Raw genomic sequence first — 22,019 nt, forward strand, 5'->3', positions numbered from 1 at the left:
ATCCGACGCCTAAAATCCGCCAGAACCCGGAGCCGCCGCCCACATGTCCCTTCATCAATCAACAATGTCAAAGAGCCAGACAACTTAAAACCGGACAACCTATGATCCCCGACCCTTGCGTTCCGGGGGACTTGGTGTCCGTCTATGTTGGCGACCGTCCGTTTCAGCGCCGTATTGGCGTCGTTCCGTCCGGTGAGGCGGCATATATGGAGGGGCTTCCGAACCGTCAAACACTTTTTGCAGTTTTATTTCACAATTTTTTGGAAGGTTCCCCGCTAGAGGCGGAGCGACAGCCGATTGGCCGCAAAGGATATAAGCGTAGATGAGCTTGCAGGATGCCGACGCCAACGACGCGGGCTTTGGCGCGCGGATCAGACGCGCGCTGTTCTGGCGTTCGGGCAGCCAGATCGTGTCGCAGATGATCAGCTGGGTGGTGACACTGGCCGTCATCCGCCTGCTTGATCCCGCCGATTACGGGCTGTTCGCCATGACTCAGGTGATCCTGAATTTCGCGACATTCCTGAATGGCTACGGGCTGGTGAGCGCGCTCGTCCAATCGGAAACGCTCACGACCCACCGGCTGCGCCAGGCGTTCGGCATCATGCTGCTGCTGAACGGCGCCCTGGCGCTGCTGCAGCTGCTGATAGCGCCGCTTGCCGCGGGTTATTATAACCAGCCGCTGGTCGCGGACCTGCTACGCGTGCAGGCGCTGCTCTATCTGTCGACGCCCTTCATCTCGATTCCCGAAGCCATCATGGGCCGCGCACTGGATTTCAGGCGGCCCGCCGTCGTGAACCTGATCGCAGCAGCCGCTTCGGCGGGAATCGCGCTGACCGGCGCGCTTTCGGGCTGGGGCGTGTGGACGTTGGTGTTCGCGCCCATGGCGGGCTTCTGGGTGAAGGCCGTCGGCTATCTGCTGGCGACGGGCTTCCGCCCAGTACCAAGCTTTGACCTGCGCGGCACGGGCGCGATGGTCACCTATGGCGCTTCGCTGCTGGGCGGGCAGCTGTTCTGGATCGTGCAGAGCCAGGCGGACATCTTCATCGGCGGGCGCGTGCTCGACCCGCACCAGCTCGGCCTCTATGCCGAAGCGCTGTTCCTGACGCAGATCTTCGTGTCGAAATTCATCCCGCCGCTCAACGATGTCGCCTTCCCCGCCTATGCCCGCATGCAGCAGGACCCGTCGCGAATTGCCTGGTCCTTCCTGAAGGCCGTGCGACTGCTGCTGCTGATTTCCTGCCCGGTCTATCTGGGCATGGCGGTGACCGCCGAGCCGCTGGTGCAGACGCTGTTCGGGCAGAAGTGGCGGGCGATGGCACCGTTCGTGTCGATTCTCGCATTGGCCATGCCGTTCATGACGCTGCAGGTGATGTTCGCTCCAGTCAGCAACGCGCTGGGGCGTCCCGGCACCACCGCGCGAATCGCGGGCGTAGGGGCTATGCTGATGCCGGCGGCTTTCCTGATCGGGGTGCAGTTCGGGCCGACCGGCCTTGCCTGGGCATGGTTGGGCGCGTTCCCCATATTGACGGCGGTGACCGCGCGACTCGCCGGCGGGCCGATGGGGTTGCGGATCACCGACCTGATTCGCGCGGCGGCGCCGGGACTGGGATGCTCTGTGCTGATGGCAGCGACAGTCGCGGCGGTCGATTCGATGCTGCCGCCGCTCGCGCCGCCGTTGCGCCTCGCCATCCTCGTGCCGACCGGCGCTCTTGCCTTTCTGGCCGCGCTGATGCTGTGCGCGCGGGGGACAGTGGAAGAGGCGATCGATCTGATAGTGCGACGAATGGCGCCCTCTTCCGCGTCCGCGTGACGCGTCAGGCCGACTGGATATAGTCGCGCAGCGCCGCCGCTTCCGATTCGATGCTGTCGATGCGGAACTTGACGAGATCGCCTATCGACACGATCCCCATCAGCGCGCCGTCCACCACGACTGGCAGGTGACGCACCCGCTTCTTGGTCATCAGCGACAGGCAATGGATGACCGGCGTCTTGTCGTCTGTGGTGATCGCCGGTGCGGTCATCACATCGCCCACCGGCCGTTCGAGCACTGCCGCCCCCTCTCGCGCAATGAGATGGACGAGGTCACGTTCGGAAAAGATGCCGGCGACCTTGCCATCGTCGACCACGGGTACGCAGCCGATCCGCTTTTCGGAAAGCAGGCGGACGACCGAATGGACGGTGTCGCCCGACCTGACCTGTGAGACTTCGCGGCCCTTGCCTTGCAAAATCGCTGTGATCGTCATGGCCCGTCTCCTTGTCGAACAAACATTATCATGCGGTCCCTTGATGATCCCACTTTCGCACCCCAAAGAAAAGGGATGAGCGACAAGCAAGCCCTGGATGACCCGCACATCGCGGCGACCGCATGGGCACGGTTTCGCCGGATGATGGCCTGGATGGCGCTTGGCGGCGCGGCCTGCGTCGGGATCGCGCTATTGTTCCTGCGGCTTTACATGGACGGACCGATGCCGTTCCACATGATCGTGGCGACGATCCTGGGCGTCTGGCTGACCTTCATGCTAGGGACGGGGCTGATGGCGCTCGCCTTCCTGTCGCATGGCACCGGCCATGACGAACAGGTCATCGACCCGCTGAAAGACGAGGTATCCCTTGACGATTGAAGACAGAGGCGAAGTCGTGTTGCGCGTGGTGCCGCGGCTCAGCGAGATCAACAGCAACGGTCATATCTTCGGCGGCTGGATCCTGTCTCAGATGGACATTGGCGGCGGCATAGTCGCCGGACGCGTGGCCCAGGGACGCGTGGCCACCGTGGCGATCGAAAGCATGACATTCATCGCGCCCATGCTGGTGGGCGACATCGTATCGGTCTATGCGCGCGAGGAGCGACGGGGGCGAACCTCCATCGCCATCCGGGTTGAGGTGGTGGCGACGCGCGGTGCGGAACAGCGGGAGGTCGAACTCACCAGCGGCCTCTTCACCTTTGTAGCGCTGGACGAGGATCAGCGGCCAAGACCCCTGTAGACCGGCAAGGCAGCGGCCCAAGCCACGAAAAAGGGGAGCAGCCTAACGGCTCCCCCCCTTTCCAAGATCATGTAACCGCCCCACCACTATCGCGGAGGCGATCGCTTCATTCGGCCGCTTCGGCAGCCGGACGGGCGCGGCGCACGCGCTTGCGGGGCGCTGGCTCGGCAGCTGGCTCGCTGTCATTGTCGGCCCGCCCGATCGACGGCGGCAGGACGGCAAGGTCCAGACCTTCGGCGCCTTCGGACTTTGCGGCCTCCGCCTTGCGCGGGCGACCACGGCGCGGACGCGGTGCATCCGCCTCGCCGTCGGACCGGACATTGGCGACCGGGGGTGTTACGGACTCAGCCTCCTGAGCGCGCTGCCGCACAGGCTCGTCGGATCCTGTATATTCGCTGCGCGGTTGATCGGCCGCTTCGCCGAAAGCAGGGCGATCGCGACGACCGCGGTCGCGGCGGCCGCGACCTTCACGATCGTCGCGCTGATCCCGCTGCTCGGAACGCTGCTCGCGGCGGCGATCCTCGTCCTGGCCACGCTCGGCCTGCGGCTGTTCGATGCGATGATATTCGCCAGCGAAATCCGCCGTGTCGAAATCTTCGCCCTCATCCTCGAAATTCTCGTCGCGCGGACGGAAGCGCTGCTGCTGCTCCTCCTGCCGGGCACGATTGTCGGCAAGGACGCGGAAATAATGATCGGCGAATTGCAGAAAATATTCCGCATTCACCCGGTCCCCCGCCATCTGCGCGTCACGCGCCATATTCTTGTATTTTTCAAGAAGCTGGGCTGCGTTGCCACGGGCGCGGTTGTCAATCCGATTGCCGTTATCGCCGCCACCCCGGTTACCGCCATTGGGGCGTCCGTTATTATTCCGACCGCGATTCCGGCGACCGGCCTGCCTGTTGTTGATCAAGAGCTGATCCTTGCGTTCACTTTGCCATCATTCACTGAAAACACTGTCCAGTCGCCATCCTAAAGCACGGCCCGCTCATCAGGCCGGGTAGGGCTCCGCCGGACAAGGGCTGCACGACAGCCCATGCCCTTTACGCTGCCAGTGGCGCCTGCGCTGCAGCGCCATCGTGACTTTGAAGGAGCGGGAAAACGGCCTTTCCAGTCGCGGCCCCCACGGGGCAGATCCTCAGCATAGTGCCGTCCCTGAACTCCATGTAGTGGCTTTAAAGCCATAAACCAAGCAATTTTCGCTTTGCGCCATGCAATATGACGCTCCAGTCACCGGCGGGTTGCGCGAGTCGCGAGCAGGCAGCGGTCATGGCCGCCCAGGTCGCGGCGCACCTCGACGCTAAGTCCTTGATCGCCAAGCAGAGCCGAAACGCTTTCCCGCTGGTCATAGCCGATCTCGATAGCCGCCAGCCCGCCTGGTGCGAGCAGGCGCGGCAGCAGAGGCGCAATGCGGCGATAGTCGTCCAGCCCCTGCGCCCCCGCGAACAGCGCGCCCTCCGGTTCGTGCAGCACGTCGCCGGACAATGGCGCATCCCGCGCGATATAGGGCGGGTTGATGAGGAGGAGATCAAACGGTCCCTCCACGCCTTCGGCCCAGTCGCCGAGCCGCCACTCGCTGCGGGATGCCAGCCCGAGACGGGCCGCATTGGCTTGTGCGACCGAAAGCGCGTCGGGGGCAATGTCTATGCCCATGCCGGTCGCGTCAGGCCATTGGTCGAGCGCGGCGAGCAACAGGGCGCCCGATCCGGTCCCAAGGTCGAGGATGCGCGCCGGCGCGCGGTCCTTGAAATAATCGACCGCCGCCTCCATCAGCGTCTCACTGTCCGGGCGGGGGATCAGCACAGCGGGCGTGACATGCAGGCTGATCGTCCAGAAGTCGCGAACGCCGGTGATATAGGCGATCGGCTCGCCGGAAAGCCGGCGCGATAGCAGGGCTTCGAAGTCAGGCGGGACGGCGAGGTCGCGCTGACGCAGCAGCAGGTCGGCGCGAGAGAGGCCGAGCGCATGGGCGAGCAGCAGTTCAGCGTCGAGGCGCGGCGTCGCGCTGACCGTGGCGAGGCGAGACGCGGCGGAGTGGAGGCTTTGGGACAGCCCCGGATTTGTCACCGCGACAATCCGGTCGGTACGGTCACGCGAGGCCGTCCAGTTGCGCGAGCCGAGCGGCTTCATCCTCTGTCACAAGCGCATCGATGACTTCGGCCAGGCCCGGCCCTTCCAATATTTCTGGCAATCGATGCAGCGTCAGATTGATGCGGTGATCGGTGACGCGACCCTGGGGGAAATTATAGGTGCGGATCCGTTCGGAGCGGTCGCCCGATCCGACCATTGCCTTGCGCGCGCCGGCCTGTTCGCTCTGCGTGCGTTCGCGTTCGGCCTCATAGAGGCGTGCGCGCAGCACCTGCATCGCCTTGGCCTTGTTCTTGTGCTGCGAGCGTTCATCCTGCTGGGTGACGACGATGCCGGAGGGCAAATGGGTGATGCGCACGGCGGAATCGGTCGTGTTGACGTGCTGCCCGCCCGCGCCCGACGCCCGGTAGATGTCAATCTTGAGGTCGCTGTCGGCGATCTGGACGTCGACTTCCTCGGGCTCGGGCAGCACGGCCACGGTCGCGGCAGAGGTATGGATGCGCCCGCCGCTCTCGGTGGCAGGCACGCGCTGGACGCGATGAACCCCGCTTTCGAACTTCAGCTTGGCGAAGACGCCGGTGCCGGTGATGCTGGCGACGACTTCCTTGTAGCCGCCGATTTCCGACGCGTTGGCGGAGATGAGGTCCATCTTCCAACCCTGCGCGTCGGCATAGCGCTGATACATGCGGAAGAGATCGCCGGCGAACAGGGCCGCTTCATCGCCGCCGGTGCCTGCGCGGATTTCCAGCATGGCGGGGCGCGCATCCGCGGCATCCCGAGGCAGCAGCTGGAGCGCGAGCGCGCGTTCGGCGGCTGGCAGCTGCGCCTTGATCAGTTGCATTTCCTCCTGCGCCATTTCGCGCATCAAGGGATCGGCATCCGCATCTTCGCCGCCCGCCATATATTCCAGCGCGCCCAATTCCTGGCGCAGGCGGCGCACTTCGTGCGCGGCGCGGGCGACCGGCTCGATCTCTGCATATTCCTTGGACAGCCGCACGAACTCTTCGGGCGGAAGGTCGGCGCGCGTCATGGACGCCTGCACTTCGTCCCGGCGCGCCTCGATCTGCGCAATGCGTTCGGCGGAGATATGCATCAGAGCGCCGTGAGCTTCTCGACCAGAGTGGACAGAGGAACGGCCTGCTGCTCTCCGGTAGCAAGGTCGCGCAGGGCCGCTTCGCCACGGGCCAGTTCATCATCGCCGATGATGACGGCCCAGGCGGCGCCCGATGCATTGGCGCGTTGCATCCGTTTCTTCATATTGCCGCGATACCCCATGTCGCAGGCGATACCTGCGCGGCGCAGGTCGGCGACGATGCCGGTGGCACGGACTTCGGCAGCGTCACCCATCGGGATGACGGCCACGGCGGGCGCAGCAGCTTCGGGCCTGTCGACAAGCATCGCCAGCCGCTCGATCCCCGCCGCCCAGCCGACCGCCGGCGTCGAAGGGCCGCCGAGATTTTCGATCAGCCCGTCATAACGTCCGCCGCCCAGGACCGTGCCCTGCGCGCCAAGCCGATTGGTGATGAACTCGAAGGCGGTGTGGCGATAATAATCGAGACCGCGAACCAGTCGCGCGTTGCGCTCCCACGCGACGCCCGCCGCGTCGAGGCCCGAGGTCACCTTGTCGAAGAAGCTGCCGGCCTCGTCGGTCAAATATGCGTCGATGTCCGGCGCGCTATCTGCGACCGGGCGATCGCGCGGATCCTTGCTATCGAGGATGCGGAGCGGATTGCGGTGCAGGCGGTCGAGGCTTTCTTCCGACAGCTGGTCGCGATGTGCCTCGAAATGCGCGATCAGCGCCGCCCGCCACGCTTCGCGGCTCTGTGCGTCGCCCAGCGTGTTGAGGTTCAGCGTCACCCCGTCGGACACGCCCAGTTCACGCAGCAGCTGGTCGGCGAAGACCAGCAGTTCGACATCCGCGCCCGGCTCGCCCGCGCCGATGATTTCCGCGTCAAGCTGATGGAACTGGCGGAAGCGGCCCTTTTGCGGGCGCTCGTAACGGAAAAGCGGTCCGTGGGTCGCGACTTTCAGCGGCGCATATTGCTGCCAGCCCTCGGTGACGTAGGCACGCGCGATGCCTGCGGTGAATTCGGGCCGCAGCGTGATGCTGTCACCCCCGCGATCCTCGAATGTGTACATTTCCTTCGAAACGACATCGGTGCTTTCGCCGAGCGAACGGGCGAACACCGCCGTCGCTTCGAACACGGGAACCTCCACCCGATGGAAGCCGTAAAGCCCGCGCACCCGGTCGAAGGTCGCGACCACATGCGCGAAACGCTCCTGGAACGCTTCCGCTGTGCCCCCCAGCATGTCCTGCGTGCCGCGCACCGGGCGCGGCGTTTCGATTTTCGCCATGGGGATGCGCCTTTAGCGGCAAAAAAGCGCCAAGGAAACGCGCTTTTTTGTCACAGAATGTCGCAGCTCTTCTTGGGGGGTGGACGCGGCGATTGGCGCTCGTCATGCTGGCTTCTTAAAGCATTACAGCCGCATCTTTTTCCGGAGACGTTCATGATCCGTAGCCTGGCCGCCGCATTCCTGTTTGCGACCGCACTGTGCGGTCCGACGATCGCCCAGGATGCCGTAAGGTCAAAGCCCACCGCCCAGCCGGTCAATGACGCCAGCCCTGCCCCCCGCGACATCCCCTATCCGGGCGGGACAATCCGCCTGGAGGTCGACGCAAGCGACACGGTGCAACGCATCTTTCGCGTCAAGGAGACCATTCCCGTCGCCACCAGCGGCCCGATGACGCTGCTGCTGCCAGAGTGGCTGCCCGGCAATCATGCACCGCGCGGGCAGGTCGAGAAGGTAGATGGCCTTGCCTTCACCGCCAACGGCAAGCCGATCCCCTGGAAACGCGATCCCCTCAATGTCTTCGCCTTCGTGATCGACGTGCCGCAGGGCACGAGGGAGGTCGTGGCGCAGTTCCAGTTCCTGTCCGCCACCCAGTCCAACCAGGGCCGCGTCGTCGTGACGCCCAAAATGCTAAACATCCAGTGGGAGGCGGTGTCCCTCTACCCTGCTGGCTATTATGCCCGGCAGATCCCGATTCAAGCGACCGTCACCTATCCCGACGGCTGGCAGGCGGCGACAGCGCTGAGAGGAACGCGGACAGGATCAACGGTCGCCTATGAAACGATCGACTATGAGGCGCTGCAGGATTCGCCGGTATTTGCGGGCCGGTATTTCAAGGCAGTGGATCTCGGCCACAACGTGACGCTGAACATGGTGGCGGACGATGCCGACGAACTGGACGCAAAGCCCGATCAGATCGCCAGGCACAAGAAATTGGTCGATGAAGCGGGCGCGCTGTTCGGCACCTACCATTTCAACCATTATGACTTCCTGTTTGCCATCACCGACGAAATGGGCGGCATCGGGCTTGAGCATCACCGCAGTTCCGAGAATCAGGTGGAACCGGGCTATTTCAAGAGCTGGGACAAGGGCGAGGCGCTGCTTGACCGCAACCTCCTGCCGCACGAGTTCACCCATAGCTGGGACGGCAAGTTCCGCCGTCCCGATCTGCTGTGGACCCCCGATTTCAACGTGCCGATGCAGGACAATCTGCTGTGGGTCTATGAAGGGCAGACGCAATTCTGGGGCTATGTGCTGGGGGCGCGGTCGGGACTGTTCACCAAGCAGGAGACGCTGGACGCCTATGCCCATATCGCCGCCAAGCTGGACACGACGCGGGGACGCGAATGGCGGCCGATGGAGGACACAACGCACGACCCGATCATCTCTGCCCGCCGGCCCAAGGGCTGGTCGAGCTGGCAGCGGTCCGAGGACTATTATAATGAAGGGCTGATGATCTGGCTGGAAGCGGACGCCATCATCCGCAAGCAGACCAGGGGCGCCAGGGGCCTGGATGATTTCGCCAAGGCGTTTTTCGGGATCAATCCGGGCGACTGGGGGGAGGTCGTCTATAATCGCGACGACGTCGTCCGGACGCTGAACCAGGTCGCGCCTTATGACTGGGCGGGTTTCTTTCGCACCCATGTCGACAGCACCAGCACGGAAACGCCCAAGGGCGGCTTCACGCTGGGCGGCTACCGGCTGGTCTATGGCGATGCGCCCGGCGCCTACACCAAGGCGGCGGAAGGATCGGGCAAATATGTCGACCAGAGTTTCGGCGTCGGCCTCGTCGTCAAGAATGACGGCGACATTTCCAGCGTCGTGTGGAACAGCGCGGCTTTCAAGGCGGGTCTGGCGACGGGTGTGAAGATCGTCGCGATCAACGGCGACGAATTTTCGGGCGATGTCTTCAAGGCGGCGCTGAAGTCGGCCAAGCCGATGCAGCTGATCGTCCGCCAGGACAAATATTATCGCACTTTGACGCTCGCATATTCGGGCGGGCTGCGCTATCCGCGCCTCGAAAAAACAGGAGAGGGTGAAGGCAGCCTCGACCGGCTGCTCAAACCGACAACATGAATCACCCGGAATGCCAACGCGTATTTTGAAGGCTTTAGTCCCATGAATATCGAACTGATCCCGGTCGGCGACGATCCGCCCAACAGCCTGAACGTCATCATCGAGGTTCCCGTGGGCGGCGAGCCCGTGAAATATGAGTTCGACAAGGCTTCGGGTGCACTGTTCGTGGACCGCATCCTGCACACGCCGATGCGCTATCCGGCCAATTACGGGTTCGTGCCGCACACCCTGTCACCCGACGGCGATCCGCTGGACGCGCTGGTGATCGCCCGGTCGCCCTTCGTGCCGGGTTCCGTCGTGCGCGCGCGCCCGATCGCAGTCCTCAATCTGGAAGATGAAGCGGGTGGCGACGAAAAGCTCGTCTGCGTTCCCGACAACAAGACCTTCCCCTATTACAGCGACGTGGATGAAAAGGACGACCTGCCCGGCATCGTGATGGAGCAGATCGAACATTTCTTTACCCACTATAAGGACCTGGAGAAGCAGAAGTGGGTGCGGATAGGCACCTGGGGCGGCGCGGAAGATGCGCGTCGCATCACGCTGGAAGCGATCGCGCGATATCAGGCCGACAAGAAGGCGGCGTAAGACCTGGCCTTCATGAGGTGGAAAAGGCCGCACGGCACGTCCCGCGCGGCCTTTTTTGGCTTCGGGGCAATGTTCCCCTTTCACCCGACCCGTCATTTTATCGCGCCCTCAGATCAGCCGGTCCGCTTCCAGCGCGGCTGCCGGCGAATCGCGCATTCGGGGCAAGCGCGCATGAAGCCGCGCGTCGGCCTCGGCCAGCCGCTCGACGCCAACGGTGAGCTGTTCTTCGGGCAGGGTGAAGGGCAGGCGCAAGAAGCGTTCGAAGGCGCCGCTGACGCCGAAGCGCGGCCCGGGCGCCACGCGGACGCCATGGCTTTCCGCCAGTGCCGCCAGCGCGGTAGCTTCGGCGCGCGGCAATTCGGCCCAGAGGGATAGCCCGCCCGCAGGCGATTCGACCCTCCAGTGCGGCAGATGCCGGTCGATCATGCCGATCAGATGATCGCGGCGCGCGCGCAACATATCCGCACGAGCGCCCAGCCCCTCGCCGCTTTCGATCAGTTGCGCGGCGGCCAACTGTTCGACCACGGGACTCGCCATATCCATCGTCGTCCGCAGGCGTCCGAGCGCGGCGATCGTCTGCGGGTCGGCGCGAATCCAGCCGACGCGCAGGCCACCCCAAAAGATCTTGCTGGCCGACCCCAGGGTAATGACCTGCCGTCCCGATGGATCGTGGATGGCGACCGGCGGCGCGGCGACGTGGTCGAGCCCCATCGCCATCATTGTTTCGTCGATGATCAGCGGCGTGTGACTGCGCGCGCCGGCTGCGACCAGGGCGCGACGGGTGGCGGGGTCCATGCTGCGGCCGGTCGGATTGTGGAAATCGGCGATGACATAGGCAAAGCGCGGGCTGGTCTGGCGAAAGGCCGCGTCCATTGCATCGATGTCCCAACCCTGGGCGGGCAGGCCGACAGGCACGGGCACGACATGGGCGCGCTGCAACGCTTGAATGACATTATGGTAGGTGGGATGGTCGATCACCGCCCGGTCGCCGGGCCCGGCCAGCCAATGAAGCAGCAGCGCAAAGCCCTGCTGCGCGCCGTTGGTGATGATGATCTGGTCCGCGCTTGTTGGGCAGCCGCGCCGCTCGAACTGCGCGGCGACCGCGCGCCGCAGCGGCGGTAGGCCCAGCGGATCATAGCCCAGTTCGCCCAGGAAGGCCGGCAAGGCCTTTACCGCTGTTTCGAACGCGCGCGCTACACCCGGCGCTGCGGGCAGCGCCGCATGGGTCCAATTGAGGACATTGCCGCCGGGCAGCGCATCGATCGCCAGCGCATCCTGCTCGATCGGCCGGGGCGGCAAACGCGTGACGCTGCCCGATCCCTGACGGCTTTCGAGATAGCCTTCGTCTCGCAGCCGATCGAAGGCCGCGGCGACGGTCGTGCGGCTGAGGCCAAGGGCGGAGGCCAGTTCGCGCTCGCCGGGCAGGCGGACGTCAACGCCGATGCGTCCGTCGAGCACCAGCATCCTCAGCGCTTGGGCGAGCTGCCGGTAGGCGGGCTCCGGGCTGTCCTCGGCGCGCCAGGCACCCAGCAGGCGTAGCAGGGACGGCGACCGAAGAACTGAAGTGGACATGACCGATCGCTTCCATTCTCAAGAACGATCAGGCCAATTACCGAATGGCCGCACGTTTGGGAAAGGCCAATTTTCGGCAAGAGGCCGCCTTGGCCGATGCGGCTGCTTCGCAGATGCCCCGCAGCCGCTTTCCTGTATCAGCCGGCGATCAGCCGGATCGACGCGCTTGAAACCCAGCCACTTGGGCAGGGTCCGTCATAAGGCCGTTTGCGATCGACAGGATCCGTGACGCCACAGTCGGTCGCAGTTGTGGCTGCGCTGACGGCGCCGTCCTCCCTGTGCGTCGGCACCACCACGCCAAGCCATTTCTGGTCCAGGCTGCGGGTACAGACATGGACACGCTGTCCCTCGGCAAGCCGCGCTGTCTCACGCGCCTGGGCGAAGGGCGCGGTGCGCAGGGCGAGGCCCTTGGCACCCGGGCGGGAGACCTGCCCCATCGTCCCGCAGGCGTCGAGCCTGGGGCCGTCCTCCCCGATCGTCACCGGCCGGGTCAGCCCGGCTTCCAGCCGCGTTTCGGGAACCTCCTCGCGCGCCGCGCCGGCGATGGAGCTGTTGGGCAATTGTTCCAGCACGTCGCTGCTGTCGGAGCAGGCGCTCAGGAGCAGAAAAAGGGCGAGGACAGCGCGCATGCGACAGGGTGATAGCCCCTGCCAGACGCCAGCGGAAGCCGCCATGTTTCGCTTTAGTTTCGCGGGTCTTTTCCCTATATGCTCGCCATGAGCGAGGAAAGTCAGAATACCCCCAACAGCAACAGCTATGGCGCCGACAGCATCAAGGTCCTCAAGGGCCTGGACGCGGTGCGCAAGCGGCCTGGCATGTATATCGGCGATACCGACGACGGTTCCGGCCTGCACCATATGGTGTTCGAGGTGTCGGACAATGCGATCGACGAAGCGCTGGCCGGTCATTGCGATCGGATCGTCATCACGCTGAACCCCGACGGTTCGGTCAGCGTGGAAGATAATGGACGCGGCATCCCGACCGGCATCCACAAGGAAGAAGGCGTGTCGGCGGCCGAGGTCATCATGACCCAGCTGCATGCGGGCGGAAAGTTCGAGAATACGTCCGACGACAATGCCTATAAGGTGTCAGGCGGCCTGCATGGCGTGGGCGTTTCCGTGGTGAACGCCCTGTCCGAATATCTGGACCTCAACATCTGGCGGGACGGCAAGGAGCATTATATGCGCTTTGCCTATGGCGATGCGGTGGCACCGCTCAAGGTCATCGGCGATGCGCCCGCGGGCAAGAAGGGCACGCGCGTCACCTTCCTCCCCTCGACCGAAAAGGTCCCCGGCGACGGCGGCACCTTCAAGAACCATACCGAGTTCGACTTCGAAAAGCTGGAGCATCGCTATCGCGAGCTCGCCTTCCTCAATTCCGGCGTGCGGCTGTTCCTGGTCGATGCGCGGCATGAGGAAAAGAAGGAGATCGAGCTATTCTATGAAGGCGGCATCGCGGCCTTCGTGAAATATCTCGATCGCAACAAGCAGCCGCTGATGCCGGATCCGATCGCGATTTCGGGCAGCCGCGACGATGTGACGATCGACGTCGCGCTGGAGTGGAACGATTCCTATTATGAGAATGTCCTCTGCTTCACCAATAACATCCCGCAGCGGGACGGCGGCACCCACCTCGCCGCCTTCCGCGCGGCGCTGACCCGCACGCTCAACAATTATGCCGACAAGTCGGGGATGCTCAAGAAGGAGAAGGTGTCGCTGACCGGCGAGGATATGCGCGAGGGCCTGACCGCCATCGTTTCGGTCAAGCTGCCCGACCCCAAATTCTCGTCGCAGACCAAGGACAAGCTCGTCTCTTCGGAAGTACGCCAGCCGCTCGAAAGCCTGATGGCCGACAAGATGGCGGAATGGCTGGAGGAGAATCCCCAGCATGGCCGCATGATCGTGCAGAAGGTGATCGACGCCGCCGCCGCGCGCGAAGCGGCGAAGAAGGCGCGCGAACTGACCCGGCGCAAGGGCGTGCTGGACATTGCCAGCCTGCCCGGCAAGCTCGCCGATTGTCAGGAGCGGGACCCCGCCAAGTCCGAACTGTTCCTGGTCGAGGGCGATTCAGCCGGCGGCTCCGCCAAGCAGGGCCGCAACCGTCACAATCAGGCGATCCTGCCGCTCAAGGGCAAGATTCTGAACGTCGAGCGCGCCAGGTTTGACAAGATGCTTTCGTCCAAGGAAGTCGGCACGCTCATCCAGGCGATGGGCACCGGGATTCGCGACGATTTCAACCTGGAAAAGCTGCGCTACCACAAGATCGTCATCATGACCGACGCCGATGTCGACGGCGCGCATATCCGCACGCTGCTCTTGACCTTCTTCTATCGCCAGATGCCGCAGATCATCGAGGCGGGGCATCTCTATATCGCCCAGCCGCCGCTCTACAAGGCGACGCGCGGTCGGTCCGAAGTCTATCTGAAGAACGAGGCTGCGCTGGAGCAATATCTGGTCGATAATGGCGTCGACACCATGGCGCTGGAAACCACCGGCGGCATGCGATCGGGCGACGACCTTCGTTCGCTGATCGAACATAGCCGGCGGATGCGCGCGGTGATGCGCTACGTGCCGCGCCGCTACAATCCCGCAATCATCGAAGCGCTGAGCATCAACGGTGCGCTCGACCCCGAACTCAGCCAGGACGCGCAGGCCGAACGGCTCACCGCCACCGTCACATGGATGGACGCCCAGGACGAGGAAGGCCGCTGGAACGGTCGAATCGCCGAGGAAGGCGGGTTCCATTTCGAGCGGCGGTGGCGCGGCGTCACCGACCATCACATGATCGAGCATGGCTTCATCGGATCGGCCGAGGCGCGCAAGCTGCACGCCATCGCGGCGGAGGAAGCGGACAGCTACCGGACCGTCAGCCGGCTGGTCACCGCCAAGGCCGCGCAGGCGGCCGAGGACGCGATCGGCGACGACCTGCCCGCCGCGACCAAGGGATCGACCCTGGTCACGCGGCCCAGCGAATTGCTGGAAGCGATCCTGACCGCTGGCCGCAAGGGTCTGTCCATCCAGCGCTATAAGGGGCTGGGCGAGATGAACGCGGAACAGCTGTGGGAAACCACGCTGGACCCGGACAACCGTTCGATGCTGCGGGTCGAGGTCGAGCAGGCGGACGTGGCCGACGAAATCTTCACCCGCCTGATGGGCGATGTCGTCGAACCGCGACGCGAGTTCATTCAGGACAATGCGCTGAACGTCGCCAATCTGGACGTGTGACCTTTCAGGGATTGAGGCGGCTATTTTTTAGCCGCTTCACCTTATCGACCGGGCAGAAGCCAGCGGCCAGTCCTCTGGATGCGGGGCGGAACTCACGCATTTGTGATCGCCCTGACAACTGGAGTTGCTGTCGATCTGGCAGAATTGGCGCTCGCCGCCGCGCGGTTGTCATAGCAGATGGTAAGGCCGCTATAGACGCCGCCAATCGACTGATGGTCCCTAATGACGACACTTTTCTGCGACAAAATTCAAGGGAAACAAGACTGTGAATTGATCGGAATTGTTATGGTTTTCACACCGATATTCATATTATAATTGAGGCTGCTGGCGACATTATAGCCGCAAGCAGGTGTCGTCAGGTTGAATGTCGCGGTGCCGCCGGAAAAGTTTGAGAATTTCTGCTGCGCGAACGTGGAAACACCGGTTGCGGTTCCACAATTAGTAGCATCCAGCGAGGCGCAGCGGGCTGCCACCTGTGTTGCGTAGTGAAGACTTGCAACCGTATAGCCCAGCAGGGACAGATATATGCCGCCGATGATCAATAGAAACAGGGCAGGCGCGACCAGTGCGAACTCCAGCACACTGCTCCCCGACTGATCCATCAGGCATCTGACGCACCTCGTCGTTTTCATTGCAACCTCATCATGTTGCTGGATGTGATTGTGGCGGGAAGATAGCGGCCGACCGTGATGCCCGAAAAGATCGGCGCGTAGTTCATCGTTACGGCGACCGTGATATAATCGCCGGGCGAATGTGTGCTATCGCCGACCGATGAACAGTCCGCCGGCTTGGAAGACAGCGAACCCACGGCGGTTAGTTGCCCGCTTGAATTCACGCAATAATAATTCTCTGTCGGAGAGCCAGTCGCGAGTTGGATCGATCCCCCCAACTTTGTCGCTGCGAGGCTGTTCGCAATCGCCGTATTCAGCCCCGAACAATTCGTCGTCGCAGGCAGATGCTTTGTATCACAGGCTTTCCAGGCATTTTGGGTGGCCATTTGCGCCGCACTGGCGACCTCCATTCGAGCATAGAACCATTGCGCCAGTTCAACGCCGTTAAGGGCTATCATGGTCAAGACGACAAGGCCGATCGCCATTTCGATCCCGGCCAAGCCGCGATCGTCATGTCGTAACCGGTCAAGTTGTTTCAATATCGCCATGCTTCAGCTCACCAGGCGCCCACGGACCGGCATGGGATTGGATGGCATCGTCAAACCAGCGGCAGCGCAGTTGCCATAGTCCAGGATGCTGCCCGTGCCATTGATCAATATGGAATCGACCACGATCACGAAACAGGATGCGCCGTTGCTCGATTTGTTCACCGCGCCGCTGAATGTCACAGAAGAATTCGGAAGATAGGTAAGGCCGGTGATATTCCAGGTCGGACTGTTGCCAGCCGCCGAAATATCGACGCCGGTCGTAAGAGCGGGATCTTGATAAAGCGCCACTCCCGACCATGTTCCGGACGTGGGTGCCGCAATATCGATCGTTCCACCTCCGGTCGGCGCATGAGTATAGCTGCCGTTAGAGCCGGAGAAAATCACCGTCGCGGCGGCGCCACTGGCGGTCTTGAAAGTATAGCCGTTGGTGTCGAGCTGGCCGTTTCGGATGACGACCACCGTTTGATTGCCGGTAAGGGTGACGTTGCCGGTCAACTGGACATCGCCGCAGAAAGTCTGCGTTCCGGTCCAAGCATAGCTCCCGCTGAGCAGATTACTGCTCGGTAGCGGAGTTCCGCTCTTCTTCGTCGGCTCCTGAGGATAGCTGGAGCAGGTGTTGGCCGGAATCGAAGAAGCCAGATAGGCATAGGGGTCGGAAACGGCGGGGACATTTGAACTCTGCGTCAGACCGCAGCCATTGTTGACGCCATGTGCGTCACCATAGGTCGCGCCCAGATTATGTCCGTTGCAGTCCATGCCCGTGTTGGACATGATACTGCATCCGGTAAGATCCGCCTTGGGCGCGCCATTAGTCTGGAACGATACTGCGTTCCCCGAACTGGCCAGCGCCAGAACACAATAGTTTCGTGGCGCCGTATCCTGCGTTGCAATGGCGGAGGCCGTTATGCTGACCGCACGAGCCGATCCGAGTGTCGTATTACCCCTGAAGCCCACCGCACCCGCGATGAACAAAGGCACGGACTTGGTGATCGTCACCTTATAACAATTGCTACCGCCGGCGGGGCAAGCTGCTGCATTTGTCGATACAACAGTCACATTCGACACGCCGCTCTGATAGCCATATTGGGTCGTGACGGCATTGGCTTCCGTCTGATAGGTCGCAGTGCCATTGGTGGCAGCGGCTACGGCTGCAGCATCGGCAGCGTTCTGCATGGAATGCTGCACCTGGTACCAGCCCGCCCCCTCGATAGCGAGCCCCATCACACCCAGAATAGCCGGCATAGCTAAGCCAACTATGACCAGGACGTTGCCGCGCCGGTCTTGCCTTAGCCTTGTCAGGCTAACTCTATGCAGCAATCGGCCGAGAGCAGCAGCCAACATCTCGAATCCCCTTCGCCAGGAATTCTATTGCCGATTGCCTAATATTTTCCTTAAATAACAAGGTTAACAGACCATGAAAGCACGCCTCAGATCGATATATATCGTTCGACATATTAAGAAAGGGTGAAGAGGGGGTGAGGATGATCTATCGCGTTGCCAATGGGCATATGCGCCCCCGGACACTGAATGTCGGGCTGTTGCTCCCGGCCATCATCCTGCTGGCAGCCTGCGGCCAGGGGGACCGCGGGTCCGGCCCGTTGCCGAGGAATGAGGTTCCGGTGGCCAGAGTGCCTATCGTCGAACGGCAGGTTGACGCTGAAAGGACGCCGTCCTCCCCTCCTCCTCCTTCCCTTGATGCGCGCGAAGGATCGAGCGCCGCAGCGATGAAGCCGGCGCCGCCCAGCAGTGAGACACGGTATCGAGCCATCGGAACAGAGCCTTTTTGGGCAGTGATGGTTAAGGGATCTGTCCTGCACCTTGAACGCCCCGATCGCGCACCGAAGCGCTTTGCCATCGCCCGCACCGATGACGGAAAGGCAATCCGCTATCTGGGCCAAGGCTTCGCCATGACCGTCACTGAAGGCCCCTGCAGCGACGGCATGAGCGACGCGGTGTGGGCGGACCGCGTTTCCATTTCCTATGATGAGGGCACGCTCAAGGGCTGCGGGGGCGTACGCGAGGATTTTTAGAGCGGCTTCCAAGCGGATGCAATCGGATGGAACCCTCTAGTCCAGGCGCATCGCTTTCGTCACCAGCGCTTCGGCTTCCATCAGCAGCGCATCGTCGGCAGCCGCCTGCGCCACCTGTTCACGGCCGATGATGATCAGCACCGGGACAGCAAGCGGGCTAACCCTTTCGAGCGGCATGTGCAGCATCGTGGCGCTGGCGCGATCGATGAGGTCACCCAGGCGCCCGACATCGGTCATCCGCGCACGCGCGTCGGCCCATGCCGCCTTCAGCAGCAGATGGTCCGGCTGATATTTCCGCAGGACATCATAGATGAGGTCAGTCGAAAAGGTGACCTGCCGCCCGGTCTTGCGCTTGCCCGGATGCTGCCGCTCGATCAGGCCGCTGATCACCGCCACGTCGCGGAAGGCACGTTTCAGAAGGCTCGACTGTTCGACCCAGTCGATGAATTCATGATCGAGAATGTCGGCGGAAAAGAGGGTCTGCGGGTCGGTCACAGGCTTGAGTCCATAAATTGCCAGCGCATAGTCGTTGGACACAAAACCCAGCGGCATCAGCCCCTGCGCGTCCATGCGGCGGGTGAGTAGCATGCCTAGGGACTGATGCGCGTTCCAGCCTTCGAAACTGTAGCAGAGGAGATAATGGCGCCCCTCATGAGGGAAGGTTTCGACGAGCAGCTGGCCTGGCTGCGGCAAGGCCGAGCGTTGCTGCTGCACCTCCAGCCATTCGCGCACGTCGTCGGGGAATCGATGCCATTCCTGCGGTTCCGCCAGGAAATGACGGACCCGGTCGGCCAGCCGTGTGGACATGGCCATGCGCGTGCCGCCCCAGCTCGGGATGCGCGCCTGCTTGGCGGTGGCGCGGACGATCAGGTCGGTGACGTCCATGCGCACGACTTCGAGCGCCATGCCGGAAAAGAAAAAGCTGTCGCCCGGCCGTAGCGTGGCGGCAAAACCCTCCTCTACCGTACCGAGCTTGCGACCATTGGCGAAGCGTACCGCGAGCGCGGGCTGGTCGACAATGATGCCGGCGTTCAGCCGATGCTGCTGGATGAAGCGCGGGTGGGAGACGCGCCAGAGGCCGTCGGGATCCTGAGTGAGGCGCTTGAAGCGATCATAGGCACGCAGCGCATAGCCACCGCCTTCGATGAAATGGAGGACATGGCTGAAGGCTTCCTCGGTGATCCCGGAATAGGGCAACGCCGAACGGACTTCGTCGAGCAGGTCCTCCTGCCGAAAGGGTGCGGCGCAGGCGAGGCCCATGACATGCTGGGCAAGAACATCGAGCGCGCCGGGCCGGAAGTCATCGCTGTCGCGCTCCCCTTCCTCCACCGCGTCCAGCGCGGCGCGCGCTTCCAGATATTCGAAGCGGTTGCCGGGGATCAGGATCGCCTCGCTGGGTTGGTCGAGCCGGTGATTGGCGCGACCGATGCGCTGAAGCAGGCGGGAACTGCCCTTGGGTGCGCCCATCTGGATGACACAGTCGACATTGCCCCAGTCGACGCCGAGGTCCAGGCTGGCCGTCGCCACCAGAGCCCGCAGCTTGCCGGTCGCCATCGCGCTTTCCACCTTGCGCCGCGCCTCGATCGACAGGCTGCCATGGTGGATGGCGATGGGCAGGTTGGCGTCGTTCACCGACCAGAGTTCCTGGAAGATGAGTTCGGCAAGCCCGCGCGTGTTGCAGAAGACCAGCGTGGTCGCGCGCCGTTCGATTTCCGCCATCACCTGCCGTGCGGCATATTTGCCGCTATGGCCCGACCAGGGAATGCGGCCTTCGGGAATCAGGATCGCGACGTTCGGTTCAGCGCCTGCCTCGCCGATTACCGGCGTCACGGCGTCGATGTCGCCGTCGGGCGCAAGCCAGGCGCGATAGGCGTCGACATCGGCCACCGTGGCGGACAGCGCAACCCGGCGCAGCGAGGGGTTTATCGCCTGCAGCCGGGACAGCGACAGGCTGAGCAGGTCGCCCCGTTTCTGCGTCGCAAAGGCATGGACCTCATCGACGATGACGGTCTTGAGCGAGGAAAAGAGCAGGAAGCTATCGGGGTAGCTCAGCAGCAGCGACAGCGATTCGGGAGTGGTAAGCAGGATCTGCGGCGGGCGAGCGCGCTGACGCGCCTTGCGGTCCGAGGGCGTGTCGCCGGTGCGGGTTTCCACGCGGATCGGCAGCCCCATCTCCTCGATGGGCGTAAGGAGATTGCGGCGCACGTCCACCGCCAACGCCTTGAGCGGCGAGACGTAGAGCGTGTGGAGGCCCTCCGAAGGATGGTCGATCAGGTCGGTGAGGGTGGCCAGAAAGCCGGCGAGCGTCTTGCCTGCTCCGGTGGGCGCGACCAGTAGCGCATGCTCGCCTTGTCGCGCGGCGGCCAGCATGTCGATCTGATGACGGCGCGGTGCCCAGCCGCGCGAGGTGAACCATCGCTCCAGCGGTTCGGGTAGGCTTTGGCTCATGGGGGGGATGTAGGAGGACTTCCGGCTGAGTTCACCCTCTTCCTGCCTGCCACCTTCTGCGGCTGGCTCTTTCGTCCACAAAAGCGTTACACTTTCATCATCCGAGCGGCGCAGCAGATATGCCGCCTACGAGCAGGAGAACAAGATGAGCGGCGAAAATGAAGCCGATCTGACGGGCGCCGAACCCACACGCAACCGGCGCCGTCCCAAGCAGCCGATCAGGGAGATTGGCGGGCGCAAGCTGAAACCCGCCACGCTGATGATGGGCCATGGCTATGACCCGATGCTGTCCGAAGGCTCGCTCAAACCGCCGATCTTCCTCACCTCCACCTTTGCGTTCGAAAGCGCGGCCGCGGGTAAGCGGCATTTCGAAGGGGTGACCGGCATTCGCCCCGGTGGCGCGGAGGGGCTGGTCTATTCGCGGTTCAACGGTCCGAACCAGGAAATCGCCGAGGACCGCCTGGCGGTGTGGGAAGAAGCAGAGGATGCCCTGCTCTTTTCCAGCGGCATGTCGGCTATCGCCACGACCCTGTTGGCGCTGGTGCAGCCGGGAGACGTCATCGTTCATTCGGCGCCGCTGTACGCCGCCACCGAGGCGCTCATCGGCCGCATATTGGGCAAGTTCGGCGTGCAATGGCTCGATTTTCCCGCAGGCGCGACGGAGGAAGAGATTGGCGCGGTGATCGAACGGGCCAAAGGAACTGGCCGCGTCGCGCTCATCTATCTGGAAAGTCCCGCCAATCCGACCAATGTTCTGGTCGACCTGGAGGCAGTCGCGCGCCAGCGCGACCGGAAGTTCGGCGGCGATGACGCCAAGCCGCCGATCGCGATCGACAATACGTTCCTTGGGCCGCTCTGGCACCATCCGCTCAGCCATGGTGCCGACCTGGTCATCTACAGCCTTACCAAATATGCAGGCGGGCACAGCGATCTGGTGGCAGGGGGCGTGCTGGGGCCCGTCGGCCTCATCAACAGCATCCGGCTGATGCGCAACACGATCGGCACGATCCTTGATCCGCATTCGGCCTGGATGCTGCTGCGCAGCCTGGAGACGCTGGAACTGCGCATGACCCGTGCGGGCGAGAATGCGGCCAAGGTCTGCGCCTGGCTCAAGGACCAGCCACGGGTAGAGAAAGTCGTCTATCTGGGCTTTCCAGAAACGGAGCGGCAGGCGGACATCTACCGCCGCCATTGCACGGGTGCGGGCTCCACTTTTTCGCTTTACCTAAAGGGCGATGAAGCCGAAGCCTTTGCCTTCCTCGACGCGCTCAAGATCGCGAAGCTGGCCGTCAGCCTGGGCGGCACGGAGACGCTGGCCAGCCATCCGGCCGCGATGACGCACCTGTCGGTCCCGGCCGAGCGCAAGAAGGCGCTGGGGATCACCGACAATATGGTGCGCATCTCGATCGGCTGCGAGGACGCCGACGATCTGATCGCCGACTTCACGCAGGCCCTGCAGGCGGTGGGATGACCGGGAAGCGGCCGGTCCTGCTGGTGGGGCAGCCG

At 63.4% G+C, this 22,019-nt stretch carries 20 protein-coding genes; 9 read left to right on the forward strand and 11 right to left on the reverse strand.

Features of this window, described 5'->3' with window-relative positions; genetic code table 11:
* A partial coding sequence (locus AAC640_RS11190; RefSeq protein WP_340266269.1) for a hypothetical protein occupies nucleotides 1-326 on the forward strand: 326 nt, incomplete at its 5' end.
* The gene (locus AAC640_RS11195; protein ID WP_340266271.1) at nucleotides 323-1,810 is read left to right on the forward strand and encodes a lipopolysaccharide biosynthesis protein; all 1,488 of its coding nucleotides are present in this window, start codon (nucleotides 323-325) and stop codon (nucleotides 1,808-1,810) included. The genes AAC640_RS11190 and AAC640_RS11195, both read left to right, overlap by 4 nt.
* 4 nt (nucleotides 1,811-1,814) lie before the next feature.
* On the opposite strand, the gene AAC640_RS11200 is transcribed toward AAC640_RS11195, so the two are convergent.
* Nucleotides 1,815-2,243, reverse strand: a complete 429-nt coding sequence (locus AAC640_RS11200; RefSeq protein WP_340266273.1) for a CBS domain-containing protein — start codon at nucleotides 2,241-2,243, stop codon at nucleotides 1,815-1,817.
* A gap of 75 nt (nucleotides 2,244-2,318) precedes the next feature.
* On the opposite strand from AAC640_RS11200, the gene AAC640_RS11205 reads away from it, so the two are divergent.
* Both AAC640_RS11205 and AAC640_RS11210 read left to right on the forward strand, forming a co-directional pair.
* A complete protein-coding gene (locus tag AAC640_RS11205; protein WP_340266275.1) occupies nucleotides 2,319-2,621 on the forward strand; it encodes a hypothetical protein in 303 nt (100 codons plus the stop codon).
* The gene (locus AAC640_RS11210; protein ID WP_340266277.1) at nucleotides 2,611-2,982 is read left to right on the forward strand and encodes an acyl-CoA thioesterase; all 372 of its coding nucleotides are present in this window, start codon (nucleotides 2,611-2,613) and stop codon (nucleotides 2,980-2,982) included. Before AAC640_RS11205 ends, AAC640_RS11210 begins: the two co-directional genes overlap by 11 nt.
* Nucleotides 2,983-3,088: 106 nt before the next feature.
* Here the strand turns inward: AAC640_RS11210 and AAC640_RS11215 are convergent, their stop codons facing one another.
* From AAC640_RS11215 to hisS, 4 genes are all read right to left on the reverse strand, one after another.
* Nucleotides 3,089-3,892 (reverse strand): DUF4167 domain-containing protein, encoded by an 804-nt coding sequence (locus tag AAC640_RS11215; protein ID WP_340266279.1) that lies wholly within the window; start codon nucleotides 3,890-3,892, stop codon nucleotides 3,089-3,091.
* Between the two features lie 317 nt (nucleotides 3,893-4,209).
* Nucleotides 4,210-5,109, reverse strand: coding sequence for a peptide chain release factor N(5)-glutamine methyltransferase (gene prmC / locus AAC640_RS11220; protein WP_422794987.1), 900 nt, complete (start codon nucleotides 5,107-5,109; stop codon nucleotides 4,210-4,212).
* Entirely contained in the window at nucleotides 5,069-6,160 is a 1,092-nt protein-coding gene (gene prfA, locus AAC640_RS11225) for a peptide chain release factor 1 (RefSeq protein WP_422794988.1), read from the reverse strand. Before prfA ends, prmC begins: the two co-directional genes overlap by 41 nt.
* On the reverse strand, nucleotides 6,160-7,422 hold the full coding sequence (gene hisS / locus AAC640_RS11230; RefSeq protein WP_340266281.1) for a histidine--tRNA ligase: 1,263 nt from the start codon (nucleotides 7,420-7,422) through the stop codon (nucleotides 6,160-6,162). Before hisS ends, prfA begins: the two co-directional genes overlap by 1 nt.
* Before the next feature lie 153 nt (nucleotides 7,423-7,575).
* Between hisS and AAC640_RS11235 the strand changes: the two genes are divergently transcribed.
* Together AAC640_RS11235 and ppa are read left to right on the forward strand one after the other, a co-directional pair.
* Nucleotides 7,576-9,495 carry a M61 family metallopeptidase gene (locus AAC640_RS11235; protein ID WP_340266283.1) on the forward strand — a complete coding sequence of 640 codons (1,920 nt, stop codon included), beginning with the start codon at nucleotides 7,576-7,578 and terminating at the stop codon, nucleotides 9,493-9,495.
* Between the two features lie 42 nt (nucleotides 9,496-9,537).
* Nucleotides 9,538-10,080 (forward strand): inorganic diphosphatase, encoded by a 543-nt coding sequence (gene ppa / locus AAC640_RS11240; RefSeq protein WP_340266284.1) that lies wholly within the window; start codon nucleotides 9,538-9,540, stop codon nucleotides 10,078-10,080.
* Between the two features lie 108 nt (nucleotides 10,081-10,188).
* On the opposite strand, the gene yczR is transcribed toward ppa, so the two are convergent.
* Nucleotides 10,189-11,652: a MocR-like transcription factor YczR gene (gene yczR, locus AAC640_RS11245; protein WP_340266286.1), complete on the reverse strand. Its 1,464-nt coding sequence runs from the start codon at nucleotides 11,650-11,652 to the stop codon at nucleotides 10,189-10,191.
* Between the two features lie 137 nt (nucleotides 11,653-11,789).
* Nucleotides 11,790-12,281, reverse strand: coding sequence for a hypothetical protein (locus AAC640_RS11250; RefSeq protein WP_340266469.1), 492 nt, complete (start codon nucleotides 12,279-12,281; stop codon nucleotides 11,790-11,792).
* Nucleotides 12,282-12,368: 87 nt separating this feature from the next.
* Here AAC640_RS11250 and gyrB point away from each other — a divergent pair, with 87 nt between their 5' ends.
* A complete protein-coding gene (gene gyrB, locus AAC640_RS11255) occupies nucleotides 12,369-14,876 on the forward strand; it encodes a DNA topoisomerase (ATP-hydrolyzing) subunit B (protein WP_340266288.1) in 2,508 nt (835 codons plus the stop codon).
* A gap of 248 nt (nucleotides 14,877-15,124) precedes the next feature.
* Here gyrB and AAC640_RS11260 read toward each other — a convergent pair whose 3' ends face one another.
* The 3 genes from AAC640_RS11260 to AAC640_RS11270 are packed head-to-tail and all read right to left on the reverse strand — an operon-like array spanning nucleotide 15,125 to nucleotide 17,376.
* Complete coding sequence (locus AAC640_RS11260; RefSeq protein WP_340266290.1) at nucleotides 15,125-15,478, reverse strand: TadE/TadG family type IV pilus assembly protein; 354 nt, start codon at nucleotides 15,476-15,478, stop codon at nucleotides 15,125-15,127.
* Between the two features lie 26 nt (nucleotides 15,479-15,504).
* Nucleotides 15,505-15,987 (reverse strand): TadE family protein, encoded by a 483-nt coding sequence (locus AAC640_RS11265; RefSeq protein WP_340266292.1) that lies wholly within the window; start codon nucleotides 15,985-15,987, stop codon nucleotides 15,505-15,507.
* A 51-nt stretch (nucleotides 15,988-16,038) separates the two neighbouring features.
* Nucleotides 16,039-17,376 carry a pilus assembly protein TadG-related protein gene (locus AAC640_RS11270; RefSeq protein ID WP_340266294.1) on the reverse strand — a complete coding sequence of 446 codons (1,338 nt, stop codon included), beginning with the start codon at nucleotides 17,374-17,376 and terminating at the stop codon, nucleotides 16,039-16,041.
* A gap of 452 nt (nucleotides 17,377-17,828) precedes the next feature.
* Here AAC640_RS11270 and AAC640_RS11275 point away from each other — a divergent pair, with 452 nt between their 5' ends.
* Nucleotides 17,829-18,065 (forward strand): hypothetical protein, encoded by a 237-nt coding sequence (locus AAC640_RS11275; protein ID WP_340266296.1) that lies wholly within the window; start codon nucleotides 17,829-17,831, stop codon nucleotides 18,063-18,065.
* Between the two features lie 36 nt (nucleotides 18,066-18,101).
* Here the strand turns inward: AAC640_RS11275 and AAC640_RS11280 are convergent, their stop codons facing one another.
* On the reverse strand, nucleotides 18,102-20,513 hold the full coding sequence (locus AAC640_RS11280; protein WP_340266297.1) for a ligase-associated DNA damage response DEXH box helicase: 2,412 nt from the start codon (nucleotides 20,511-20,513) through the stop codon (nucleotides 18,102-18,104).
* 145 nt (nucleotides 20,514-20,658) lie between these two features.
* On the opposite strand from AAC640_RS11280, the gene AAC640_RS11285 reads away from it, so the two are divergent.
* Nucleotides 20,659-21,984, forward strand: coding sequence for a cystathionine gamma-synthase family protein (locus tag AAC640_RS11285; RefSeq protein ID WP_340266299.1), 1,326 nt, complete (start codon nucleotides 20,659-20,661; stop codon nucleotides 21,982-21,984).
* The last annotated feature ends 35 nt before the right edge of the window (nucleotides 21,985-22,019 follow it).

This window comes from Sphingobium mellinum, assembly GCF_037860795.1.
GTDB classification, from domain to species: Bacteria; Pseudomonadota; Alphaproteobacteria; order Sphingomonadales; family Sphingomonadaceae; genus Sphingobium; species Sphingobium mellinum.

Excerpts from the sequence above, each read along its gene's own strand:
- AAC640_RS11195 (WP_340266271.1), top strand. The coding sequence starts at position 323 with ATGAGCTTGCAGGATGCCGACGCCAACGACGCGGGCTTTGGCGCGCGG.
- AAC640_RS11200 (WP_340266273.1), bottom strand. The coding sequence starts at position 2,243 with ATGACGATCACAGCGATTTTGCAAGGCAAGGGCCGCGAAGTCTCACAG.
- AAC640_RS11205 (WP_340266275.1), top strand. The coding sequence starts at position 2,319 with ATGAGCGACAAGCAAGCCCTGGATGACCCGCACATCGCGGCGACCGCA.
- prmC (WP_422794987.1), bottom strand. The coding sequence starts at position 5,109 with ATGAAGCCGCTCGGCTCGCGCAACTGGACGGCCTCGCGTGACCGTACC.
- prfA (WP_422794988.1), bottom strand. The coding sequence starts at position 6,160 with ATGCATATCTCCGCCGAACGCATTGCGCAGATCGAGGCGCGCCGGGAC.
- hisS (WP_340266281.1), bottom strand. The coding sequence starts at position 7,422 with ATGGCGAAAATCGAAACGCCGCGCCCGGTGCGCGGCACGCAGGACATG.
- AAC640_RS11235 (WP_340266283.1), top strand. The coding sequence starts at position 7,576 with ATGATCCGTAGCCTGGCCGCCGCATTCCTGTTTGCGACCGCACTGTGC.
- ppa (WP_340266284.1), top strand. The coding sequence starts at position 9,538 with ATGAATATCGAACTGATCCCGGTCGGCGACGATCCGCCCAACAGCCTG.
- yczR (WP_340266286.1), bottom strand. The coding sequence starts at position 11,652 with ATGTCCACTTCAGTTCTTCGGTCGCCGTCCCTGCTACGCCTGCTGGGT.
- AAC640_RS11250 (WP_340266469.1), bottom strand. The coding sequence starts at position 12,281 with ATGCGCGCTGTCCTCGCCCTTTTTCTGCTCCTGAGCGCCTGCTCCGAC.
- gyrB (WP_340266288.1), top strand. The coding sequence starts at position 12,369 with ATGAGCGAGGAAAGTCAGAATACCCCCAACAGCAACAGCTATGGCGCC.
- AAC640_RS11260 (WP_340266290.1), bottom strand. The coding sequence starts at position 15,478 with ATGGATCAGTCGGGGAGCAGTGTGCTGGAGTTCGCACTGGTCGCGCCT.
- AAC640_RS11270 (WP_340266294.1), bottom strand. The coding sequence starts at position 17,376 with ATGTTGGCTGCTGCTCTCGGCCGATTGCTGCATAGAGTTAGCCTGACA.
- AAC640_RS11275 (WP_340266296.1), top strand. The coding sequence starts at position 17,829 with ATGGTTAAGGGATCTGTCCTGCACCTTGAACGCCCCGATCGCGCACCG.
- AAC640_RS11280 (WP_340266297.1), bottom strand. The coding sequence starts at position 20,513 with ATGAGCCAAAGCCTACCCGAACCGCTGGAGCGATGGTTCACCTCGCGC.
- AAC640_RS11285 (WP_340266299.1), top strand. The coding sequence starts at position 20,659 with ATGAGCGGCGAAAATGAAGCCGATCTGACGGGCGCCGAACCCACACGC.